The organism is Dietzia lutea (assembly GCF_003096075.1).
GTDB classification, from domain to species: domain Bacteria; phylum Actinomycetota; class Actinomycetes; order Mycobacteriales; family Mycobacteriaceae; genus Dietzia; species Dietzia lutea.
This window is the reverse complement of record NZ_CP015449.1, coordinates 1843952-1866290: the sequence shown is the minus strand read 5'-3', so window position 1 is coordinate 1866290 and position 22339 is coordinate 1843952. Positions and strand designations below refer to the sequence as shown.

Annotated in this window: 17 protein-coding genes; 14 read left to right on the top strand and 3 right to left on the bottom strand. The window is 71.5% G+C overall.

The genetic code is table 11. From position 1 onward, the window contains the following. The first annotated feature begins 96 nt into the window (after positions 1–96). Genes secD through A6035_RS08450 form a run of 4 tightly spaced genes read left to right on the top strand, consistent with a single transcriptional unit; the run spans position 97 to position 5746 of the window. Positions 97–1725: a protein translocase subunit SecD gene (secD, locus tag A6035_RS08465; RefSeq protein WP_108847423.1), complete on the top strand. Its 1629-nt coding sequence runs from the start codon at positions 97–99 to the stop codon at positions 1723–1725. Further along, positions 1722–2780, top strand: coding sequence for a protein translocase subunit SecF (secF, locus tag A6035_RS08460; RefSeq protein WP_108847422.1), 1059 nt, complete (start codon positions 1722–1724; stop codon positions 2778–2780). Before secD ends, secF begins: the two co-directional genes overlap by 4 nt. Then, positions 2777–3334: an adenine phosphoribosyltransferase gene (locus A6035_RS08455; RefSeq protein ID WP_108847421.1), complete on the top strand. Its 558-nt coding sequence runs from the start codon at positions 2777–2779 to the stop codon at positions 3332–3334. Before secF ends, A6035_RS08455 begins: the two co-directional genes overlap by 4 nt. Positions 3335–3379: 45 nt before the next feature. Further along, positions 3380–5746: a RelA/SpoT family protein gene (locus tag A6035_RS08450; protein ID WP_108847420.1), complete on the top strand. Its 2367-nt coding sequence runs from the start codon at positions 3380–3382 to the stop codon at positions 5744–5746. Between the two features lie 97 nt (positions 5747–5843). Here the strand turns inward: A6035_RS08450 and A6035_RS08445 are convergent, their stop codons facing one another. Then, positions 5844–6764: a peptidylprolyl isomerase gene (locus tag A6035_RS08445; protein ID WP_108847419.1), complete on the bottom strand. Its 921-nt coding sequence runs from the start codon at positions 6762–6764 to the stop codon at positions 5844–5846. A gap of 209 nt (positions 6765–6973) precedes the next feature. Between A6035_RS08445 and A6035_RS08440 the strand changes: the two genes are divergently transcribed. Both A6035_RS08440 and hisS read left to right on the top strand, forming a co-directional pair. Further along, entirely contained in the window at positions 6974–7639 is a 666-nt protein-coding gene (locus A6035_RS08440; RefSeq protein WP_108847418.1) for an MBL fold metallo-hydrolase, read from the top strand. A 44-nt stretch (positions 7640–7683) separates the two neighbouring features. Then, entirely contained in the window at positions 7684–8964 is a 1281-nt protein-coding gene (gene hisS / locus A6035_RS08435) for a histidine--tRNA ligase (RefSeq protein ID WP_108847417.1), read from the top strand. Positions 8965–8977: 13 nt separating this feature from the next. Here the strand turns inward: hisS and ypfJ are convergent, their stop codons facing one another. Continuing rightward, the gene (gene ypfJ, locus A6035_RS08430; protein WP_108847416.1) at positions 8978–9886 is read right to left on the bottom strand and encodes a KPN_02809 family neutral zinc metallopeptidase; all 909 of its coding nucleotides are present in this window, start codon (positions 9884–9886) and stop codon (positions 8978–8980) included. 149 nt (positions 9887–10035) lie between these two features. Between ypfJ and aspS the strand changes: the two genes are divergently transcribed. Then, positions 10036–11838, top strand: a complete 1803-nt coding sequence (gene aspS, locus A6035_RS08425; RefSeq protein WP_108847415.1) for an aspartate--tRNA ligase — start codon at positions 10036–10038, stop codon at positions 11836–11838. A gap of 99 nt (positions 11839–11937) precedes the next feature. Here the strand turns inward: aspS and A6035_RS08420 are convergent, their stop codons facing one another. Next, positions 11938–13242 carry an alkaline phosphatase family protein gene (locus A6035_RS08420; RefSeq protein WP_108847414.1) on the bottom strand — a complete coding sequence of 435 codons (1305 nt, stop codon included), beginning with the start codon at positions 13240–13242 and terminating at the stop codon, positions 11938–11940. A 162-nt stretch (positions 13243–13404) separates the two neighbouring features. Between A6035_RS08420 and A6035_RS08415 the strand changes: the two genes are divergently transcribed. The 7 genes from A6035_RS08415 (at position 13405) to A6035_RS08385 (ending at position 22325) form a co-directional block, all read left to right on the top strand. Then, positions 13405–14781 carry a replication-associated recombination protein A gene (locus A6035_RS08415; RefSeq protein WP_412523603.1) on the top strand — a complete coding sequence of 459 codons (1377 nt, stop codon included), beginning with the start codon at positions 13405–13407 and terminating at the stop codon, positions 14779–14781. Between the two features lie 440 nt (positions 14782–15221). Next, positions 15222–17882: an alanine--tRNA ligase gene (gene alaS / locus A6035_RS08410; RefSeq protein WP_108847413.1), complete on the top strand. Its 2661-nt coding sequence runs from the start codon at positions 15222–15224 to the stop codon at positions 17880–17882. Then, positions 17879–18361: a Holliday junction resolvase RuvX gene (gene ruvX / locus A6035_RS08405; protein WP_108847412.1), complete on the top strand. Its 483-nt coding sequence runs from the start codon at positions 17879–17881 to the stop codon at positions 18359–18361. Before alaS ends, ruvX begins: the two co-directional genes overlap by 4 nt. 93 nt (positions 18362–18454) lie before the next feature. Continuing rightward, positions 18455–19627, top strand: a complete 1173-nt coding sequence (locus tag A6035_RS08400) for an endolytic transglycosylase MltG (protein WP_108847411.1) — start codon at positions 18455–18457, stop codon at positions 19625–19627. Beyond that, positions 19617–20465: a shikimate dehydrogenase gene (locus tag A6035_RS08395; protein ID WP_108847410.1), complete on the top strand. Its 849-nt coding sequence runs from the start codon at positions 19617–19619 to the stop codon at positions 20463–20465. The genes A6035_RS08400 and A6035_RS08395 overlap by 11 nt, the downstream gene beginning before the upstream one ends. Before the next feature lie 106 nt (positions 20466–20571). Further along, a complete protein-coding gene (gene aroC / locus A6035_RS08390) occupies positions 20572–21774 on the top strand; it encodes a chorismate synthase (RefSeq protein WP_108849159.1) in 1203 nt (400 codons plus the stop codon). Further along, positions 21771–22325 (top strand): shikimate kinase, encoded by a 555-nt coding sequence (locus A6035_RS08385; protein WP_108847409.1) that lies wholly within the window; start codon positions 21771–21773, stop codon positions 22323–22325. The genes aroC and A6035_RS08385 overlap by 4 nt, the downstream gene beginning before the upstream one ends. The last annotated feature ends 14 nt before the right edge of the window (positions 22326–22339 follow it).

Genomic DNA, 22339 nt, shown 5'->3' with positions numbered 1-22339 from the left:
GACGAAGACCGAGAGAGATCACCTGTGTCGCCAGTACGTTCTCGAGGCGCCGACGCCCGCCCCAGACCCTGGGCGCTGCTGTCCAGCTTCTTCCTGGTGCTGTTCATCCTCTTCCTCGCCGCGTTCGCCGTGGCGGACCGGGGGCTTACCCCGAAGCTGGGGATCGACCTCCAGGGCGGCACCCGTGTCACGCTGATCCCCAAGGGCGATCCCGACGAGGCCGACCTACGGCTCGCGCAGGACATCATCCGCGACCGCGTCGACGGTCTCGGCGTCGCCGGGACCACCGTCGTCATCGAGGGCAGCAACATCGTCCTCACCGTGCCCGGTGAGGACTCCAGCCAGGCACGCGACCTCGGCACGACCTCCCAGCTGACCATCAGACCGGTGCTCGAGGTGCAGCCCGTCGCCGAGGGTGACCGCGAGCCGGTCCCCGCCGATAAGGGCGACCGCGATGCCGTGGCCGCCGCCGTCGAGGAGGCGCGCGCGGAACGCCAGGGCGAGCCCGCCGAACTCATCGAGAAGCTGCCCACGTTCCGGTGCCCGGAGCGCGACGTGCTCGCCGGCTTCGACGACCCGGCCCAGGCCCTCATCGCCTGCGGGGAGGGCGCCAAGTACGTCCTCGGGCCCGTCCCGCTCCTCGTCGGTGAGCCCGAGGACGGGCAACGACTCGACGGTCAGCAGATCGTCAAGGACTCCGTGAGCCACGGCTTCAACCAGCAGGCCGGCAAGAACGAGGTCTCGTTCCGGTTCAACGCCGGCCCCGGCGAGCAGGGCAGCGCCACCTGGTCGCGCCTGACGCAGGAGAACCTCCAACGCCAGATCGCGATCCTCCTCGACGGCGAGGTGATCAGCGCCCCCGTCGTGCAGGGCGTCACGCCGGTCGGGTCCGCGACCTCCATCACCGGAGACTTCACGATCGAGGAGGCGGCCGCACTCTCGGCGAACCTGCGTTACGGTGCGCTGCCCATCTCGTTCGAGGATCCCAACGTCGACAACGTCCCGGCCTCCCTCGGCCTCGCGTCCCTCGAGGCGGGGCTGCTCGCCGGTGCGATCGGTTTCCTGCTGGTGCTGGCCTACTCCGCGTTCTTCTACCGCCTGCTCGGCGTCCTCGCGTTCGTCTCGCTGCTGCTGTCCTTCCTGCTGACCTATATCGTCCTGGTCTTCCTCGGCTACACCGTCGACTACAGCCTCGACCTGGCCGGGATCGCCGGCCTGGTGATCGGCATCGGTATGACGGCCGACTCGTACGTCGTGTTCTTCGAGCGCATCAAGGACGAGCTGCGCGACGGGCACCGGTTCAGATCCGCCGTACCCCGGGCCTGGAAGAGCGCCGGCCGCACCATCGTCACCGGCAACATGGTCAGCCTCATCGGCGCCGTCGTGCTCTACCTGCTCGCCAGCGGCGAGGTACGCGGCTTCGCCTTCACGCTCGGCCTCACGACCGTCATGGACGTGTTCGTCGCCTTCACCGTGACCTGGCCGCTCGTCTACCTGGCCTCCACACGGCCCCTGTTCGCCAAGCCGTCGGCCAACGGCATGGGCCGGATGGAGAACCTCCAGGCCGCTGCCGCCGAGCAGCGCCGGCTCGACCGCCGGGCGGAGAAGGAGGCCGAGGACACGCGCGATCGCGGGGTCACGGCGACCATCCGCGGCCCGGGCGGCGACACGCTCGCCGAGCCCCGGATCGACCGACCCGCCACCGACGAGGAGGAGGGCCGATGAGCACGCCCACCAGCACCGCCACCGAGAGCGGCGCGCCGGCCGGGGCGCCGACCGGCAGCCTGTTCACCCGGCTCTACACCGGTACCGGCGCGTTCGGCATCGTCGCGAACCGACGCAAGCTCTACGTGCTGACCGCGGTGATCGTCGCCATCTGCCTGGCCAGCATCATCTTCCGCGGCTTCAGCTTCGGCATCGACTTCACCGGCGGTACCAAGCTCTCGATGCCGGCGGGCAATCACGACCAGGACCGCGTGGCCGCGGTCGTCGAGGAGTCCATCGGTGAGGAGCCCCAGACGGTCCAGGTCGTCGGCGCCGGTGACGCGCGGATCGTCGAGGTCGAGACCCGGTTCCTCACCAGTGACGAGATCCGCGCCGCCAAGAACGCGATGTTCGAGGAGTTCCAGCCCGTCACGGCCGACGGGGCCGCCTCCGTCGAGGCGATCGGCGACTCCGCCCGCAGCGAGAGCTGGGGCGGGCAGGTCACGCAGAACGCGCTGATCGCCCTCGGCGTGTTCCTCGTCATCGTGTTCGGCTACATCGCCTTCCGCTTCGAGTGGCAGATGGCCACGGCTGCGATCGTCGCGCTGCTGTTCGACGTGGTGACCACCGCCGGGATCTACTCGATCATCGGCTTCGAGGTCACCCCCGCCACGGTCATCGGCCTGCTGACGATCCTCGGTTTCTCGCTCTACGACACGGTGATCGTCTTCGACAAGGTCGAGGAGAACACCCGGGGCCTCAGACACACCGCGTCGCGCACGTTCGCCGAGGAGGCCAACCTCGGCGTCAACCAGACGCTCATGCGGTCCATCCACACCACCATCATCGGCGTGCTGCCGCTGCTGGCGCTGGTCGTGATAGCCGTCTGGATCCTCGGTGTGGGCACGCTGTTGGACCTCGCCATAGTCCAGATGGTGGGCATCATCACCGGCACCTTCTCCTCCGTGTTCCTCGCGACGCCGCTGCTGGTGTCGTTGAAGAACCGCGACCCCGACATCCGACGCCAGACCGCCAAGGTCCTGGCCCGACGCGAGAAGGCCGAGGCCATCGCATGACCGACTCATCCGTCACCCACGTCTCACCGACCATCAGCTCCGCCGTCGAACGCCTGATGCGCCGGGTCGAGGACTTCCCGTCCGCGGGCGTCCAGTTCTGCGACCTGACGCCCGTGCTCGCCGACCCCGACGGCTTCGACGCCGTCGTCCGCGGGCTCATCGCCGGTCACGAGATCGGCACCGTCGACTACGTCGCCGGTCTCGACGCGCGTGGCTTCCTGCTCGCCGGAGCCGTCGCCGTACGCCTCCACACCGGCATCCTGGCCGTCCGGAAGGCGGGCAAGCTCCCACCGCCCGTGCACTCGCGCTCCTACGAGCTCGAGTACGGCGCCGCCACGCTGGAACTGCCCGCCGACGGGCTCGACCTGCGCGGTAAGCGGGTCCTCGTCGTCGACGACGTCCTCGCCACCGGTGGCACCCTCACCGCGGCCGTCGGCCTGCTGGAGGACTGCGGCGCCGTCGTCGCCGGGCTGTCCGTCGTCCTCGAGATCCCCGGCCTCGGGGGCCGGGATAGACTGGCCGGCACACCGCTGACCTGCCTCACGGTCGCGTGACCCCCGGCCGCTCCTGACGGCCCGACACTGCAGGAGGAGCCGGAGATGACGCAGCGCCAGAACCCCACCGGCAACCCCGACGGGGGCGGCCACACGGGTAAGAAGGCCACGCCGCAGCCCACCACCCAGCCGCTGCCGGTGATCCCCGGCTCCCGGCCGTCCGCCGGACGCCGGGTCCGGGCGCGATGGGCGCGTCGGCTCACCTCCGGTCTCACCGTCACCTCCACCCCAGCGGTCCTCGAACCGCTGGTGCGTGTCCACCGCATCCACCACGCCAAGGCGGACGTGGGGCTCCTTGCGCGCGCCTACACCCTCGCAGAGCGCCAGCACGAAGGCGTGTACCGAAAGTCCGGCGATCCCTACATCACCCACCCGCTGGCAGTGGCCACCATCTGCGCGGAGATGGGCATGGACACCACGACGCTCGTCGCCGCCCTCCTGCACGACACGGTCGAGGACACCGACTACTCGCTCGAACAGCTCGAGGCCGACTACGGGGGAGAGGTCGCCCACCTGGTGGACGGCGTCACCAAGCTGGACAAGGTCGACTTCGGCGAGGCCGCCGAGGCGGAGACCATCCGCAAGATGATCATCGCCATGGCGCACGATCCCCGCGTCCTGGTCATCAAGGTGGCCGACCGCCTGCACAACATGCGGACCATGCGCTTCCTCCCGCCGGAGAAGCAGGTCAAGAAGGCCCGTGAGACGCTCGAGGTGATCGCCCCCCTCGCGCACCGGCTCGGCATGGCCACCGTGAAGTGGGAACTCGAGGACCTCGCGTTCGCGATCCTCGAGCCCAAGAAGTACCAGGAGATCGTCCGGCTGGTGGCCGACCGCGCACCCAGCCGCGACGTCTACCTGGGCACCGTCATCAACCGGGTCAAGGCCGACCTCGAGAAGGCCAACATCCAGGCCCGCGTCGAGGGCCGGCCCAAGCACTACTGGTCGATCTACCAGAAGATGATCGTCCGAGGTCGCGAGTTCGACGAGATCCATGACCTCGTGGGCATCCGCGTCCTGTGCGATGACGTGCGTGACTGCTACGCGGCGATCGGCGTGGTCCACTCGACCTGGAAACCCATGCCGGGCCGGTTCAAGGACTACATCGCCCAGCCCCGCTTCGGCGTCTACCGCTCCCTGCACACGACCGTGATCGGGCCCGACGGGAAACCGCTGGAGATCCAGATCCGCACGCATGAGATGCACCGCAACGCCGAGTACGGCATCGCAGCGCACTGGCGCTACAAGGAGACCCGCGGCAAGCACAACGGCGACCCCGCCGAGGTCGACGAGATGGCGTGGATGCGCCAGCTCCTGAGCTGGCAGCGCGAGGCCGCCGACCCGGGGGAGTTCCTCGACTCCCTCCGGTTCGAGATGACCAGTAAGGAGATCTTCGTCTTCACCCCCAAGGGCGACGTGATCAACCTGCCGGTCGGCGCGACCCCCGTGGACTTCGCCTACGCCGTCCACACCGAGGTCGGCCACCGCTGCATCGGCGCACGGGTCAACGGCAAGCTCGTCGCGCTCGAGCGCCCGCTCGAGAACGGCGAGGTGGTGGAGGTCTTCACCTCCAAGGACCCCAACGCGGGACCGAGCCTGGACTGGCAGAAGTTCGTGGTCTCCGGCCGCGCCAAGAGCTCGATCCGGCAGTGGTTCGCCAAGGAGCGCCGCGAGGAGGCTCTCGAGCGCGGGAAGGACCTCATCACCCGCGAGGTCCGTCGCGGTGGCGTCCCCGTCCACCGGGTCTTCTCCAACGAGTCGATCGCCGGCGTCGCCCGCGAACTCGGCTTCACCGACGTCACCGCCCTGTACACGGCGATCGGCGAGAACCACGTCTCCGCCAAGACGGTGGTCGGGCGTCTCGTCGCGGCCCACGGCGGCGTCGACGAGGTCACCGAGGAGCTCGCGGATCGCTCGCGGGACAAGACCATCACCCCGCACCGACCCACGCCCGCGGGTGCCGGCGTCCTCGTCGGCGGTGTGGAGGACGTCCACGCCAAGCTCGCCCGCTGCTGCACCCCGGTGCCCGGCGACGAGGTCCTGGGCTTCATCACCCGCGGTGGCACGGTGAGCGTCCACCGGACGGACTGCACCAACGCCTCCGACCTCCACCGAGAGCCCGAGCGGTTGGTCAAGGTCGAGTGGACGCCACAGCCGGGCGCCCTGTTCCTCGTGGCCATCCAGGTCGAGGCACTGGACCGGCACCGGCTCCTGTCCGACGTCACCAAGGTGCTGGCCGACGAGAAGGTCAACATCCTCTCCGCGTCGGTGCAGACCGCAGGTGACGACCGGGTCGCCATCTCCAGGTTCACGTTCGAGATGGCCGACCCCAAGCATCTAGGCCATGTCCTCAACGCGGTTCGTCGGGTCGAGGGCGTCTTCGACGCCTACCGGATGACGTCCAACTCCTAGGCCCGGCGAGCGCCGGAGCCGCACGAACCAGAACCACCCCGGCCGGGCGGCCGGGGTGGTTCTGTACAGCAGGCGATCCGGGCGGGCCCGGGCCGGTTCACTCCTCGGGCAGACCCTCCTGGGCGCCGACCGTGACCTTCTCGATCTGGACCGCGCGCCTGGGCGCCTGGTAGTCCTCGCTCATCGGGTCGTCGCTCTTGATGCCGCCCTCGGCGATCTCGTCCAGGACCTCCAGCCCCGACTCACCGATGGTGCCCATGACCGAGTACTCGGGCGGGAGCATGGAGTCCTCGTAGACGAGGAAGAACTGGCTGCCCGCACTGTTCGGCGCCTGGGACTTGGCCATGGCGACCGTGCCGCGCGGGTAGACCGACATCCCGGAACCGTCCTCGGCCACGGGGAGATCGGTGGGCGGCTCGTCGACGATGGAGTAGCCGGGGCCCGAGAGGCCGGTACCGGTCGGATCGCCGCACTGCAGCACGGAGAGTTCGGCGCCCTCCTCACCGATGGTCAGGCGGTGGCACTCGGTGTCGTCGAAGTAGGCCTGCTCGGCCAGATGCACGAAGCTCTCGACGTTGCAGGGGGCCTCGGCCCGGTCCAACTCGAGCGGGATGTCACCGGCGTTGGTCGCGATGCTGATCTCGGCGGTACCCCGGCGGGGCTGGTCGCCGCTCGGCGGCTCCACCTCGCGCTTGGTCTCCTCGATCTCGTCGATCTGCTCGTTGAAGCGCTCGGCCTCCGCGACCACCTCGGGGCCCTGGTCCTCGAACTGCGCGGGATCGACCTTCTCCATGGGCGTCTCCGCCGGGTACTCGCAGGTGACCCAGTTGGCCGCGTACTCCTCGGCGCGCGCCTGTTCAGCCTTGTTCCAGACCACGACACCGACGATCCCCAGCAGGACCACCACGACGACGGCGGCGCCGGCGATCTTGAGCTGCTTCTCGCGGCGAGCCTGGGCCTCCATCTGCTCGCGCAGGCGCTGGCGCGCCTCGGCTCGGCGTTCCTGGTTGGTGGACACTGACCCTCCTGGGGACCTGGACTAGGCTGGAACGGTCGGCCGGACGATACGCCGGGTCTCCTTACGGGAGGCCTCGGGGACGGTCCGGTCCAGGGTCCTTGTCTACCAGGTCGGGCAGCGTCGACCGCACACCACTCCGGTGTCGGACCGCGTTGACCCGACGCCGCGCGCCAGGCGCCGTGGATTGTCGAAGAAAGGGAGTACAGGACGTGCAGATCGTCGGTTTCCCCGCCGGGATGTTCCAGACCAACTGCTACATCGTGTCCGACGACGCGGGGGACTGCGTGATCGTGGACCCGGGCCAGGACGCCGAGGAGCAGGTGCGGCGCCAGATCTCGGAGGCGGGCCTGCGCCCCCGTGCGGTGCTGCTCACGCACGGGCACCTCGACCACATCTGGAACGCCCGGCAGGTCGCGGACCACTACCGCATCCCCGCCTACATCCACCCGGATGACCGCCCGATGCTGTCGGATCCGGGCAAGGGTCTGTCGCTCGACCTGTCGGCCATGCTCAAGGACATGACGTTCACCGAGCCCGCCGAGGTCGTCGAGGTCTTCGACGGCGACACCCTGCGGTTCGGGTCGATGACCTTCGACGTGGATCACGCCCCCGGGCACAGCCCCGGTTCGGTGTCCTTCCGGATCACCGTGCAGACCGAGGAGGGACCGCGGATGGTGGTTCTCGGTGGCGACGTACTGTTCCAGGACGGGGTCGGTCGCACCGACCTGCCGGCGGGGGACACCGAGGTGCTCATGCAGTCGATCGCCAAGAAGTTCCTCGTCCTGGACGACGACGCGGTGGTCCTGCCCGGCCACGGCCCGTCCACCACGATCGGTCGCGAGCGCCGGTCCAACCCGTTCCTGCGCGACCTCTAGACCGACCAGCGCCCCCGCCCCTATCTGACCCGAGGACTTTCCCTGTGACCGGCACCGAGAAGAAGACCGCCCTCAAGGCCCCCAAGGGCGTGCCCGACTACGTCCCCCCGGCGTCCGCCGGGTTCGTCGCCGTCCGCGACGCGATCACCACCGCCGCCCGGCGCGCCGGCTACGGCCACATCGAGCTGCCCATCTTCGAGGACACGGCGCTGTTCGCCCGTGGTGTGGGCGAGTCCACGGACGTGGTCTCCAAGGAGATGTACTCGTTCGAGGACCGGGGTGGCCGCAGCGTCACGCTGCGCCCCGAGGGCACGGCCGGGGTGATGCGGGCGGTGATCGAGCACGGGCTGGACCGCGGACAGCTGCCGGTCAAGCTCTGCTATGCCGGGCCGTTCTTCCGGTACGAGCGGCCGCAGGCCGGTCGCTACCGGCAGCTCCAGCAGGTCGGGATCGAGGCCATCGGGGTCGACGACCCCGCCCTCGATGCCGAGGTGATCGCCGTGGCCGACGAGGCGTTCCGGTCGCTCGGACTGACCGGTTTCCGCCTCGAGCTCACCTCGCTCGGCGACGAGACGTGCCGGCCGCAGTACCGCGAGCGGCTCCAGGCGTTCCTCGCCGGGCTGGACCTCGACGAGGCGACGCGGGAGCGCGCGCGGATCAACCCGCTGCGCGTGCTCGACGACAAGCGCCCCGAGGTGCGTGCGCAGCTCGAGGACGCGCCGCTGATGATCGACCACCTCTCGGACGCCAGCGCCGAGCACTTCGCGACCGTGCGGGCGCACCTGGACGCGCTGGGCGTGGCGTACACGGTCAATCCCCGCATGGTCCGCGGCCTGGACTACTACACCAAGACGACGTTCGAGTTCGTGCACGACGGCCTCGGCGCGCAGTCCGGGATCGGCGGCGGCGGCCGCTACGACGGGCTGATGGAGCAGCTCGGCGGCCAGGCCCTGTCGGGCATCGGCTTCGGGATCGGGATCGACCGCACGGTGCTGGCGCTGCAGGCCGAGGGGTTCGATCCGGCGGCGCAGGGGCGGGTCGACGTGTACGGCGTCGCGCTGGGGGCGGCGGCCAAGGCGGCGATGGTGCCGGTCCTGGCGGAGTTCCGCCGAAACGGGTTGCGGGCGGACATGGCGTACGGCGACCGGGGTATGAAGGGCGCGTTCAAGGCGGCGGACCGTTCGGGCGCGGCGGTCACGGTCGTCATCGGCGAGAACGAGCTCGAGACCGGCACCGCGGTGGTCAAGACGATGTCCACCGGCGAGCAGGAGCCGGTTCCGCTCGAGGCGATCCTGGGGCACGTCACCCGGGCCGTCGAGCGCTGACTCCTCCCGCGCGTCAGAGCTGTGTGCGGAAGGTGTCGCAGGCCTGCACGGAGCCCTGCTCGTAGCCGGTGAGGAACCACTGCCTGCGCATCTCGGATGAGCCGTGGGTCCACGAGCGGGGGTCGACGCGCCCGCCTCCGGTGCGCTGGATGTGGTCGTCGCCGATGGCCTCCGCGGTCCGGACGATCGCGTCCACGTCCTGCGGGGTCAGACTCTCCAGTAGCGGCGGGCCGCCGTCGGGCGCCGGTGTGGAGGTCGCGTAGTGGGCCCAGAGCCCCGCGTAGCAGTCGGCTTGTAGCTCGACGCGTACCGCCCCGGAGGACGGGCCCTGCGGGTCCTGCTGCGAGCGTCGGATGTCGCCGAGCACGGTCTGCAGGTGATGGCCGAACTCGTGCGCGACGACGTACATCTGGGCCGCGCCGGAGGGCGGCCCGCCGAGTTGTCCCACGAGGACGCTGTCGAAGAACGAGGGGTCGATGTAGACGGTCTGTCCGGCGGGGCAGTAGAAGGGGCCGATGTCGGAGGAGGCGGCACCGCAGCCGGTGTCGACGGCGCCGCTGAAGACGGTGGTCCGGGGCTGGACCCAGCGCATCCCCACCTGGTCGGGCAGCTGGGTGGTCCAGACGTCCTCCAGGCTCTCCGTGGTGGCGACGATGCGGCAGATCGTGTCGGTGTTGGCCTGCGGCAGGTCGCACTGGTTGATGTGGGACTGGAACTGCTGCGCGGAGTCGGAACCCTGTCCCTGGGCACCGGTGGGACCGGTGTCCAGGCCGAGCTGGCCCGGGTCGACACCGAGGACCAGCGCGATGAGGATGACGGCGAGGCCGCCGATCCCTCCGCCGACCGCGATCCCCCGGCGACCTCCCCGGCCCCCGCCGGAGACTCCGCTGGTGTCGAGCCTCCCACCCTGTCGAAACGTCATGCTCTCCGCCTTCCGGGTGGTGCGTCGCCCGGTCTGTCGTGGACGTAGACTGTTCCCCGTCCGAGCCCGTGGCCGGCCGTGGGGTCGTCCCGTCGGTGCTCACGCTCAGGCGATCACACCACACTTTCCCCGACGAGAGGACCACCGTAGTGCTGCGCACCCATTCCGCCGGCCAGCTCCGAGCCGCCGACGCCGGTGACACCGTCACCCTGGCCGGCTGGGTGGCACGCCGCCGGGATCACGGCGGTGTCATCTTCGTCGACCTGCGCGACGCCTCGGGCGTGTGCCAGGTGGTCTTCCGTTCCGAGGACGTGGCCGAGCGCGCCCACCGCCTGCGCAACGAGTACTGCGTGGCGGTCACCGGCGTCGTCGACCGTCGTCCGGAGGGTTCGGAGAACCCGAACCTCGCCTCGGGCGAGATCGAGATCGACGTCACGTCGTTCGAGGTCCTGGGGGAGGCGGCGGCGCTGCCGTTCCAGCTCGACGACGAGGTGGGGGAGGAAGCGCGCCTGCGTCACCGCTACCTAGACCTGCGCCGCGAGGGCCCGGGTGCGGCGCTGCGGCTGCGGTCGAAGGTCAACGCCGCGGCCCGTGGCGTGCTGACGCGTCACGACTTCGTGGAGATCGAGACCCCCACCCTGACCCGCTCGACCCCGGAGGGCGCGCGCGACTTCCTCGTGCCGGCCCGCCTGCAGCCGGGCACGTTCTACGCCCTCCCGCAGTCTCCGCAGCTGTTCAAGCAGCTGCTCATGGTGGCCGGGATGGAGAAGTACTACCAGCTGGCCCGCTGCTACCGCGACGAGGACTTCCGTGCCGACCGGCAGCCGGAGTTCACGCAGCTCGACGTGGAGATGAGCTTCGTCGACCAGGACGACGTGATCGCGCTGGCCGAGGAGATCCTCACCGACGTGTGGGCCACCGCCGGGTACGAGATCTCCACCCCGATCCCGCGGATGACGTACGAGGAGGCGATGCGCCGCTACGGCTCCGACAAGCCGGACCTGCGCTTCGACATCGAGCTCGTCGAGTGCACGGAGTTCTTCGCCGACACCCCGTTTCGGGTGTTCAAGGCGCCCTACGTCGGCGCGGTCGTCATGAAGGGCGGCGCGTCGCAGCCCCGTCGCCAGCTCGACGCCTGGCAGGAGTGGGCCAAGCAGCGCGGCGCCAAGGGACTGGCGTACATCCTCGTGGGCGAGGACGGCCAGCTCGGCGGTCCCGTCGCCAAGAACCTCTCGGACGCCGAGCGCGAAGGCATCGCCGCCCACGTGGGCGCGGAGCCGGGTGACTGCATCTTCTTCGGCGCCGGTGGCGTCAAGTCCACCCGCGCGCTGCTCGGTGCCGCCCGCGGCGAGATCGCGGCCAAGCTCGGCCTGATCGACCCCACCAAGTGGGCGTTCACCTGGGTCGTCGACGCCCCGATGTTCGAGCCGGCCGACGACGCCACGGCCGCCGGCGACGTGGCCGTGGGCTCGGGCGCGTGGACCGCCGTACACCACGCGTTCACCTCGCCCAAGCCCGAGCACCTGGACACCTTCGACACCGATCCCGGCTCGGCGCTGGCGTACGCCTACGACATCGTCTGCAACGGCAACGAGATCGGCGGCGGGTCGATCCGTATCCACCGCAAGGACGTCCAGGAGCGGGTGTTCGGCGTCATGGGCATCTCGGCCGAGGAGGCGCAGGAGAAGTTCGGCTTCCTGCTCGACGCCTTCTCCTACGGCGCCCCGCCGCACGGCGGCATCGCGTTCGGCTGGGACCGCATCTGCGCTCTGCTGGCCGGGACCGAGTCGATCCGCGACGTCATCGCGTTCCCCAAGTCCGGCGGCGGCGTCGACCCGCTGACCGATGCGCCGGCGCCGATCACCGCGCAGCAGCGCAAGGAGTCCGGCATCGACGCCAAGCCCGTGCAGCGCGGCCAGTCCGCCCCGTCCGCGGAGGCCCCGGCGCAGTAGTCGTCGAGCGCGGGATCGGGCCCGCGGCGTGGTCGCCTCCGGCCGTGCCGCGGGCCCGACCCGTACGCGGTCCCGTACCGCGGCCGTCCGCGGCCCGCGTCAGAGGTGGAACGCCTCGAGCGCGGGCCGCCCGTCCATCCCGCCGTGGTCGAGGCCGAACAGCCTCGCCACGGTCGGTGCCACGTCGAGCGTGCGCACGGGCCGGTCGACCACGGCGCCGCGCCGCACGATCCGGTGGCCGCCGCCGATGAAGAACGGGATGCCCAGCGTGACCTCGTGGCCGTGGTTCCCGGGGATCGGGTTGGAGAACGGGGTGGGGTCGGAGAACCTCCACCCGGGGTGACACGTCGCCACGAGGTCTCCGCCGCGCTCGCCCAGTGACAGCTCGGCCGGATCGTAGAGGCGGTGGACGCCGGGCAGCCCGCCGATCACCTCGCGCAGTCGCGCGAGCGAGGCGTCGCGCTCCGCCGCGGGGCCGAGGTGGGTGAACGTGTCGGCGCCTCCGTTCTGGGCGATCCCGAACCGCCCGCGCAGCACCGGGTCGGCGTCGATCGCGCCGGCCGCACTGATGAGTCGCAGGGGCTCGGACCAGTCCATCCCGTGGTCGGCCAGGACGATGAGCACCGAGCGTTCCCAGCGCCCGGTGGCGCGCAGGAACTGCTCGAGGTCCCAGAGCTTGTGGTCGGAGTTGAAGACCGCCTGGTTGCGGGCGAGTCGCAGCGAGGTGCCCGACAGGTCCATGTGGCCGAAGCGGTCCATGTCCCCGAGGTTGACGAAAGTCATCCGCGGCGCGTGGTCGGTGATGGTCCGCTTGAGCGCCTCGACGGTGAACCAGTCCAGCGAGTGGTCGGTGATCGGCACGAGCGGGAACGGCGCCCACTGCACGCTGGCGCGCCCGCTGAACAGCCCGTGCAGGTAGTCCTTGCTCAGCACGCTCGCGGTGGTGAGGCCGGCCTCGGTGCGGATCCGGTCGAGGACCGTCGGTGCGCGCAGGTCGTCGGGCCGGTCGAGCGTGCGGTCCGTGCCCGCGGCCCGGTCCCAGATCGCGTTGGCGGGCACCCCGTTGCGGTGGGGGAGGACGCCGGTGACCATCGCGGCGTGGTTGGGCAGGGTCTCGGCGATCATGATCGACGAGGCGTCGGTGAACCGCGTCCCCTCGGCGGCCCAGCGGTGCAGTGTCGGCGCCTGCGCGGCGCCCAGTTCGTCCGGTCGCATGCCGTCGGTGACGATCACGTAGACGTCGAGGTCGTCGGCCACCGGGCGCACCGGGTCAGCCCACACGCGCGCCGGTTCGGCGAGGAGGGTCACCCCGACCGCGCCGGCGGCGGCGACCCTCCCAGCGCCGGCGAGCGCCTCGCGGCGGGTGAGCGTGGGGCCGTGGGTGGGGTGGTCGTCGCGGCACATCGGGTGGGCCCTCCGGGGGTCGTGGCGTGGGGTGGTGGCGTGGTGTGGCGGCGGCGCGCCCCCGCCGGGGAGGTGGCGCACCTGGCCTCCAGACAACCCGACGACGACGAGGGCCGCGGTCACTTCCGCGGATCCGTCGCCGGATGTTCACCTGGGGGTTCGCTGTCGGGGCCCGCCGGTAGCCTGGGGGGCGTGACAGAAGACGCTGGGCTGTTCGCCGCCGGGGACGCGGGCGGCGCCGGGCCCGTTCCTCCGGCGTCGTCGTCCGTGGACCCGGGCGCCCCGTTGGCGGTCCGGATGCGACCGCGGACGCTGGACGAGGTGATCGGCCAGGAGCACCTGCTGCGCCCCAACTCGCCGCTGCGGCGGCTGGTGGAGGGGCGCGGGGGCTCGTCGGTGATCCTCTACGGCCCTCCGGGGACCGGCAAGACGACGCTGGCCAATCTGGTGGCCAGCACGTCGGGTCGGCATTTCGTCGCCCTGTCGGCGCTCAGCGCCGGGGTCAAGGACGTCCGCGCGGTGATCGACGACGCCCGCACCCGGCAGGTCCACGGTCAGCGCACGGTCCTGTTCATCGACGAGGTGCACCGGTTCTCCAAGAGCCAGCAGGACGCCCTGCTGGCGGCGGTGGAGAACGGCATCGTCCTGCTGGTGGCCGCGACCACGGAGAACCCGCATTTCTCGGTGATCGCCCCGCTGCTGAGCCGGTCGCTCATCGCCGAACTGCAGGGTCTCGACGACGCCGGGGTGGCCGCCGTGCTGCGCCGCGCGGTCTCCGACGAGCGGGGGCTGGCGGGCCGGGTCGAGCTCACCGACGCCGCGGCGGAGGACATCGTCCGGCTCTCGGGCGGGGACGCACGGCGCAGTCTGACAATCCTGGAGGCCGCGGCCGGGGCCGCCGAAGACGGCGTCGTGACGCCGGAGATCGTCGAGCTCAGCCTGGACGCGGCGCCCGTGCGCTACGACCGTGACGGCGATCAGCACTACGACGTCACGAGCGCGTTCATCAAGTCCATCCGGGGGTCCGACGTAGACGCGGCGCTGCACTACCTGGCGCGCATGCTGGTCGCGGGGGAGGACCCGCGCTTCATCGCCCGGCGGCTCATGGTGCACGCGAGCGAGGACATCGGCATGGCCGACCCGACCGCGCTGCTGTCCGCGAGCGCGGCGGCGGAGATCGTCCAGAAGGTCGGCATGCCGGAGTGCCGGCTCGCGCTGGCCCAGGCCACCATCCACCTCGCGACCGCCCCCAAGTCCAAGGCCGTGATCGCGGCCATCGACGCCGCCATGTCCGACGTCCGCGCTGGCGGCGTCGGGGAGGTGCCCAAGCACCTGCGGGACGGCCACTACGCCGGGGCCAAGGGGCTCGGCAACGGGGTGGGCTACCGGTACCCGCACAACGCGGCGCCGGGGGTCGTGGCGCAGCAGTACCCGCCCGACGAGCTGGTGGGGCGGGATTACTACGAGCCCGGGCCGCACGGGCACGAACGCGAACTGTCCGCCCGGGTCGACAAGCTCCGCCGGATCATCCGCGACTGACGACCGGGCACCGTACGTTCGCCCGACATACATGAGCATTTCCTTGTGACGAGCTTCGGCGTCTGGGGCACCGGAGCACACAGCCTCGACCTGCTGCCGCAGGAGGCCTTCATCACCGCCGCCGACTTCGGCATCATCCTGCCCCCGATGCCGAGCTGACCGACCCTCTCGCCGCACACGGCCAGCCCGGGCGCCCCTCCGCCGGACCGGTGGAGCGGGCGTCCGCGTCCCTTCCGGGTAGCGGACCCTCGTCGTCGTCGTCGGAATGCCACGCCCCCCCCCGGGCGGCGGCCCCGAACGCCACGTCCCCCGCGCGACGGCTCCTCGCCCCCGCCCGCGGCGCCTCCCCGCCCGCCCACCTCGTTCCCGGGCGCCGACCCGCGCGGCGGTAGTCTTGACTCTCGCCCGACACCACCCGTAGACGACCAGTGAGGCCCCCTGTGAAGACCCATGAGATCCGGCGCCGCTTCCTCGACCACTTCGTCCGCGCCGGACACACCGAGGTCCCCAGTGCGTCACTGGTGTTGGACGATCCCAACCTGCTGTTCGTCAACGCCGGCATGGTCCCGTTCAAGCCCTACTTCCTCGGCCAGGAGACACCGCCGTACGCCACCGCGACCTCCATCCAGAAGTGTGTGCGCACCCTCGACATCGAGGAGGTGGGCATCACCACCCGCCACAACACCTTCTTCCAGATGGCCGGCAACTTCTCGTTCGGCGACTACTTCAAGGAAGGGGCCATCCGCCACGCGTGGTCGCTGCTGACGTCCTCGCTCGACGACGGGGGCTTCGGCATCGACCCCGCGCTGCTGTGGGTGACCGTCTACCTCGACGACGACGAGGCGTACGGCATCTGGCGCGACGTGGTCGGCGTCCCCGAGGAGCGCATCCAGCGGCGTGGCATGGCCGACAACTACTGGTCCATGGGCGTACCGGGGCCGTGCGGGCCGTGCTCGGAGATCTTCTACGACCGCGGACCCGCCTACGGCGTCGACGGCGGGCCGGAGGCCGACGAGGACCGCTACATCGAGATCTGGAACCTCGTGTTCATGCAGAACGAGCGCGGCGAGGGCACCGGCAAGGACGCCTTCGAGATCCTCGGCCCGCTGCCCAAGCAGAACATCGACACCGGCATGGGTGTCGAGCGCGTCGCCTTCCTCCTCCAGGGCGTCGAGAACGTCTACGAGACCGACCTGCTGCGCCCGGTCATCGACACCGCCGAGCGCCTGTCCGGCGCGGAGTACGGCCCCGACAGCGCCTCGGACGTGCGGTTCCGCGTGATCGCCGACCACGCCCGCACCGCCTACATGCTCATCTCCGACGGCGTGTCCCCCGGCAACGAGGGCCGCGGCTACATCCTCCGTCGCCTCCTGCGACGCATCGTCCGCTCCGTCCGACTCCTCGGCGCGGCCGGGGAGACCATGGCCGAGTTCATGGCCACCGTCCGCGACGCGATCGGTCCCTCGTTCCCCGAGACCGTCTCCGGCTACGAGCGGATCGAGCGGATCGCCGTGGCCGAGGAGGCCGCCTTCCTCAAGACCCTCGAGTCCGGCACCCAGCTCTTCGAGCGCGCGGCCGAGTCCGCCCGCCGGTCCGGCGCCGCGGTGCTCTCCGGACAGCAGGCGTTCGCCCTCCACGACACCCACGGGTTCCCGATCGATCTCACCCTCGAGATGGCCTCCGAGGCCGGGCTGCAGGTCGACGAGGAGGGCTTCCGCTCCCTCATGTCCGAGCAGCGCGCCCGCGCCAAGGCCGACTCGCAGGCGAAGAAGCACGCCCACGCCGACCTGTCCGTCTACCGCGACTTCCTCGACGCCGGCGAGACCGTCTTCACGGGCTTCACCGACCTCACCGACGAGTCGCGCCTGCTGGGCATCGTCTCCGGCGGCGAGGCCGTCGCCGTGGCCCGCGAAGGCGACGAGGTGGAGTTCGTGCTCGACCGCACGCCCTTCTACGCCGAGTCCGGCGGCCAGCTGGGCGACCGCGGCATGATCTCCACCGCCGGCTTCCAGATGCGCGTCGACGACGTCCAGAAGATCGGCAAGAAGCTCTGGATCCACAAGGGCGTCCTCACCGCAGGCGAGGTCGAGGTCGGGCAGCTCGTCACCGCCGCCGTCGACCCCGAATGGCGCAAGGGCGCCACCCAGGGCCACTCGGCCACCCACCTCGTCCACGCGGCGCTGCGCCAGATCCTCGGGCCCGAGGCCGTCCAGGCTGGTTCGCTCAACAAGCCCGGGTACATGCGGTTCGACTTCAACTGGTCCGGCTCGATCCCCGCCGACGTCCTCGCCCAGATCGAGGAGGTCACCAACTACGCGGTCGACGCCGACTACGGCGTCAACACCATCGAGACCACCCTCGACGAGGCCAAGCGCATGGGCGCCATGGCCCTGTTCGGCGAGAACTACGGATCCACGGTCCGCGTGGTGGAGATCGGCGGCCCGTTCTCCATGGAACTGTGCGGCGGCACCCACGTCTCCAGCTCCGCGCAGATCGGCCCCGTCAGCCTGCTCGGCGAGGCGTCCGTCGGGTCCGGCATCCGGCGTGTCGAGGCCTACGTCGGCATGGACGCCTACCGCCACCAGGCCCGCGAACGCGCGCTCGTGTCCGGCCTCGCGACCTCGCTCAAGGCGCCCGCCGACGAGCTGCCCGACCGCATCGCCGCGCTGACCGCCAAGCTGCGCGAGGCCGAGAAGGCCCTCGATTCGCTGCGCGCGGCCCAGCTGGCCTCCCAGGCCGGCGACCTGCTCGGCTCGGCCGAGGACCTCGGCGGCATCCGGTTCCTCGCCCACAGCGCCCCCGGCGGTGCCGCCGGAGACCTGCGCACCCTCGCGTCCGACCTCAGGGGCCGCCTCGGCTCCGACGCCGGCGTCGTCCTCCTCACCGCGCCCGGCCAGGGCAAGGTGCCGTTCGTCATCGCCGTCACCCCGGCCGCCCAGGAACGCGGCCTCCGGGCCGGCGACCTCGTCAAGGCGATCTCTCCGGCGCTCGGCGCCCGCGGCGGCGGCAAGGCCGACATGGCCCAGGGCGCGGGCACCGAGCCCGGCGGCATCGACGCCGCGGTCTCTGCCCTGCGCGACGCCGTCCGGGACGCCGGATGACCGACCCCGGCGCGACCGCGGGAACCGGACCGGCCTGGACCCGCGGGCGCCGGCTCGGCCTGGACGTGGGCACCGCGCGCATCGGCGTGGCCTCCTGTGACCCCGACGGGATCCTGGCCACCCCGGTCGAGACCATCCGCGTGGTCGACGGCGACCCCGGGTGGGCCGCCGAACTCCGGCGGCTCGGCGAGCTGGTCTCCGAGTACGACGCCGTCGGCGTGGTCGTGGGTCTGCCCACCTCGCTCAAGGCGCGCGAGACCGCCTCCACCGCCATGGCCCGATCGTTCGCCGAGGCTCTGACCACCGGTTCTCCGGAACTACCGGTGGAACTCGTCGACGAGAGACTGACCACCGTCACCGCCGGCGCGGCCCTCCACGGGGCCGGTCGCAACACGCGCAAGCAGCGCGACGTGATCGACCAGGCCGCCGCCGTCGTCCTCCTGCAGGCCTGGATCGACTCGCGGCACGCCCGCCGATGAGCGGCGCGCCGACCGGCGGAGATGGATAAACTCGCGGCCGAGCACGATGCTGTCCGTCGGGCAGCTCCCCTTCAACCCTGACCGAGGAGCACCATGTCTGCGGCACGAGGACGCTCACGCACGAGCGCCACCACCAGGTTCGTTCTCCTGGCGGCCGTGATCGGGGTGGTCCTCGCGTTCGGCGTCATGGTCTACCGCAATCTCAACACCGAGGTCGCCGCCGCGCCCGACTTCGAGGGCCCGGGGAGCGGGAACGCGCTCCTACACGTCGAGCCCGGCGACACCCTGGGCGTCGTGGGGGACCGCCTCTACGAGATCGGCACCATCGCCAGTACCCGCGCCTTCACCGGCGCCGCGACCGGTACACCCGTCGAGGGCATCCAACCCGGTTACTACCAGGTGCGTCAGGAGATGAGTGCGGACGCCGCCGTCGAGGCGTTGTCGGACCCGCGGAACCGCGTCGGGATGGTCGACGTCAAGCCCGGCGGTCGGCTCCTGGACACGGTCGTCGTGGGCGGGGGCACCGAGAAGGGCATCTTCACCCTGATCGCCGACGCCACCTGCCTGCGCGACCTCGACTCGCCGGACGAGGCCCCGGCGTGTCGACAGCCCCAGGAGATCGTGGACGCCGCCGTCCGGGCCGACCCCGCGGTGCTCGGCGTCCCCGACTGGGCGATCAACGAGGTCCGGGCCGCCCCGGACCCGGTGCGCCGGCTCGAGGGCCTCGTCCGGCCGGGCGTCCACACCATCGACCCCCGCTCCGAGCCCGTCGACATCCTGCGGCACCTCATCGAGACCTCCACCGCCGCCTACTACGAGACCGGTCTGGTCCCCGCGGCCGAGCGGATCGGCCTGACCCCCTACCAGGTGGTCACCGCGGCCTCACTGGTGGAGAAGGAAGGTCTGCCGCAGGACTTCGACAAGGTCGCCCGGGTCATCCTCAACCGCCTCGCCGAACCCATGCGGCTACAGTTCGACTCCACCGTGAACTACGCCCTCGCCGATCAGGAGATCGCCACCACCGACGCCGACCGGGCCGCCCGGACCCCGTGGAACACCTACGCCATGGACGGTCTCCCGTACGGGCCCATCGGCTCACCCGGACTCGAGGCGCTCCGCGCCATGGAGAACCCGGCCGACGGGCAGTGGAAGTACTTCGTCACGGTGGACATGCAGGGCACCACCCGCTTCGCCGACGAGTACCCGGAACACGAGCGAAACCAGAGCGAGGCGATCGCCAACGGGGTCCTGGCCAGTGGACGCTGATCCGTCGACGCCCGCCGCCGGGCCGCGGTCGGCGGCCGTGCTCGGGCATCCGGTGGACCACTCGCTCTCCCCGGTCCTGCACGGCGCCGCCTACCGCGCCCTCGGGCTCCACGACTGGACCTACGAGCGCATCGACTGCGACGCCGAGCGCCTGCCGTCCCTGGTGGACTCCTCGCCGGCCCACCGGATCGGCTACTCGGTCACGATGCCCGGGAAGTTCGCCGCGCTCGCGCACGCCACCGAGGTCAGCGACCGCGCCCGCATCGTCGGCAGCGCCAACACCCTCGTGCGGCGCGGCGGCGGCTGGTTCGCCGACTGCACGGACGTCGACGGGGTCACCGGCGCCCTGGCCACGTTCGGCGACCTGCCCGCCGCGCCGACGGCGGTCGTGCTCGGCGTGGGCGGCACCGCCCGACCGGTCCTGGCGGGCCTGGCCGCGGCCGGCGCGACCCGCGTCGTCCTGGCCTCCCGCCGCGACAACGCCGGCCCGGCCGCGGAGTGCGGGCGCGCCCTCGGCCTGGACATCAACACGGTGCTGCTGACCGACACGTCGCTACCCGTGGAGATCGAGGCCGCGGACGTGCTGGTCAGCACCGTCCCCGAGCCCGGGATCCGGGAGCTCACCGGTCTCGTGTCCGGCGCCCGCCGGCTCTTCGACGTGCTCTACGACCCCTGGCCGACCGTGGCCGGGGCGGCCGCCTCCGCCGCCGGGGTGCCCGTGGTGGGCGGCGACGTCATGTTGCTCAACCAGGCCTTCGGTCAGGTCGAGTTGTTCACGGGCAGGCCCGCGCCGCGGGCCGAGATGGCCGCGGCACTGGCGCGGGCCCTCGGGCGGTAGCCTCCGCGGGCCGGGGCCGGGGCGGGGGCGCACCGGCCCTCGTCGACGCGGCGCCGCGTCGGGCCTGATGTGCCCCCGCCCACGGCGTCGTGGGATGATCGGCGACGTGCTGAAGTGGACCACTGCCGGAGAATCGCATGGCCAGGCCCTCGTGACGATCGTCGAGGGCGTCATCGCGGGCGTCGAGGTGACGAGCGAGGAGATCGCCGCGCAACTCGCCCGCCGACGCCTCGGCTACGGCCGCGGTGCGCGCATGAAGTTCGAGGCCGACGCCGTGCGCGTGCTGGGCGGCGTCCGGCACGGTCGGACCATGGGATCGCCGGTGGCGATCGAGGTCGGGAACACCGAGTGGCCCAAGTGGGAACAGATCATGTCGGCGGACCCCGTGGACCCCGAGGAGATCGACGACAAGGCCCGCGCCGCCCGCCTGACCCGCCCGCGGCCCGGTCACGCGGACTTCTCCGGGATGCTCAAGTACGACTTCGACGACGCCCGGATGGTCCTCGAGCGGGCCAGCGCGCGGGAGACCGCCGCCCGGGTCGCGGCCGGGACGGTCGCTCGCGGCGTGCTCCGCGACGTCCTCGGCGTGGAGGTACTGTCCCACGTCGTCTCCGTCGGCGCCTCGGAGCCCTACGTGGGCCCGGAGCCGACGTTCGCCGATCTCGAGGCGATCGACGCCAGCCCCGTGCGCGCGTTCGACGCCGCCGCCGCGGAATCGATGATCGCGGAGATCGAGGCCGCCAAGAAGGCCGGCGACACCCTCGGGGGCGTCGTCGAGGTCGTCGTCCACGGACTCCCCATCGGGCTCGGGTCGCACGTGTCGGGCGAGGAGCGTCTCGACGCCCAGCTCGCCGGCGCCCTCATGGGGATCCAGGCCATCAAGGGTGTCGAGGTCGGTGACGGGTTCGAGACGGCTCGCCGACGCGGCAGCGTCGCCCACGACGAGATGGTCCGCGGTGCCGACGGCGTCGAGCGGCGCAGCAACCGGGCGGGCGGGCTCGAGGGCGGGATGACCAACGGCCAGCCCCTGCGGGTGCGGGCGGCGATGAAGCCCATCTCGACCGTTCCGCGCGCCCTCGCGACGGTCGACATGGAGGACGGGTCGGCGGCCACGGCGATCCATCAGCGCTCGGACGTGTGCGCCGTCCCCGCGGCGGGCGTCGTCGCGGAGTCGATGGTCGCGCTGGTCCTGGCCCGGGCGGTCCTGCAGAAGTTCGGTGGCGACTCGCTGGCGGAGACCCACCGCAACGCCGAGGGGTACCTCGACGCGGTCGCCGAGCGTCTGGACTGGGCGACGGACGAGGTATGAGCGGCCCGGCACGTCCGGTCGCGGTGCTCGTGGGCCCGCCCGGCGCCGGGAAGACCACCATCGGCCGCAAACTCGCCCGACGTCTCGAACTGCCGTTCCTGGACGCCGATCACCTGATCGAGGAGGCCGAGGGCCGGAGTATCCCCGAGATCTTCGCTTCCGACGGCGAGCACGCCTTCCGCGAGATCGAGGAGCGGATCATCGGCGAGGCGCTCACCTCCTTCGACGGGGTGCTCTCCCTCGGCGGTGGTGCGGTGCTGTCCCCGGTGACGCGGGAGCGACTGCGCGGGCACCGGGTCGTCCACCTCACGATCGGGGTGGCCGAGGGCGTGCGCCGGTCCCAGGGGCCGGGCCGCCCGCTGCTGTCCGGGGGCGACGTCACCGCGCGGTACCAGGCACTGCTCACCGAGCGGGCACCCCTGTACCGGGAGGTGGCCTGGACGACCGTGAGCACCGAGCGGCGCAGTTCGGGCAAGGTGGTGTCGGACATCGTCGACAGGCTCGGGTCCGGCGACCCGCATCCGCGGGGCGCCGGCGGCCGGACGAGATGATGGTGAGCACGCGC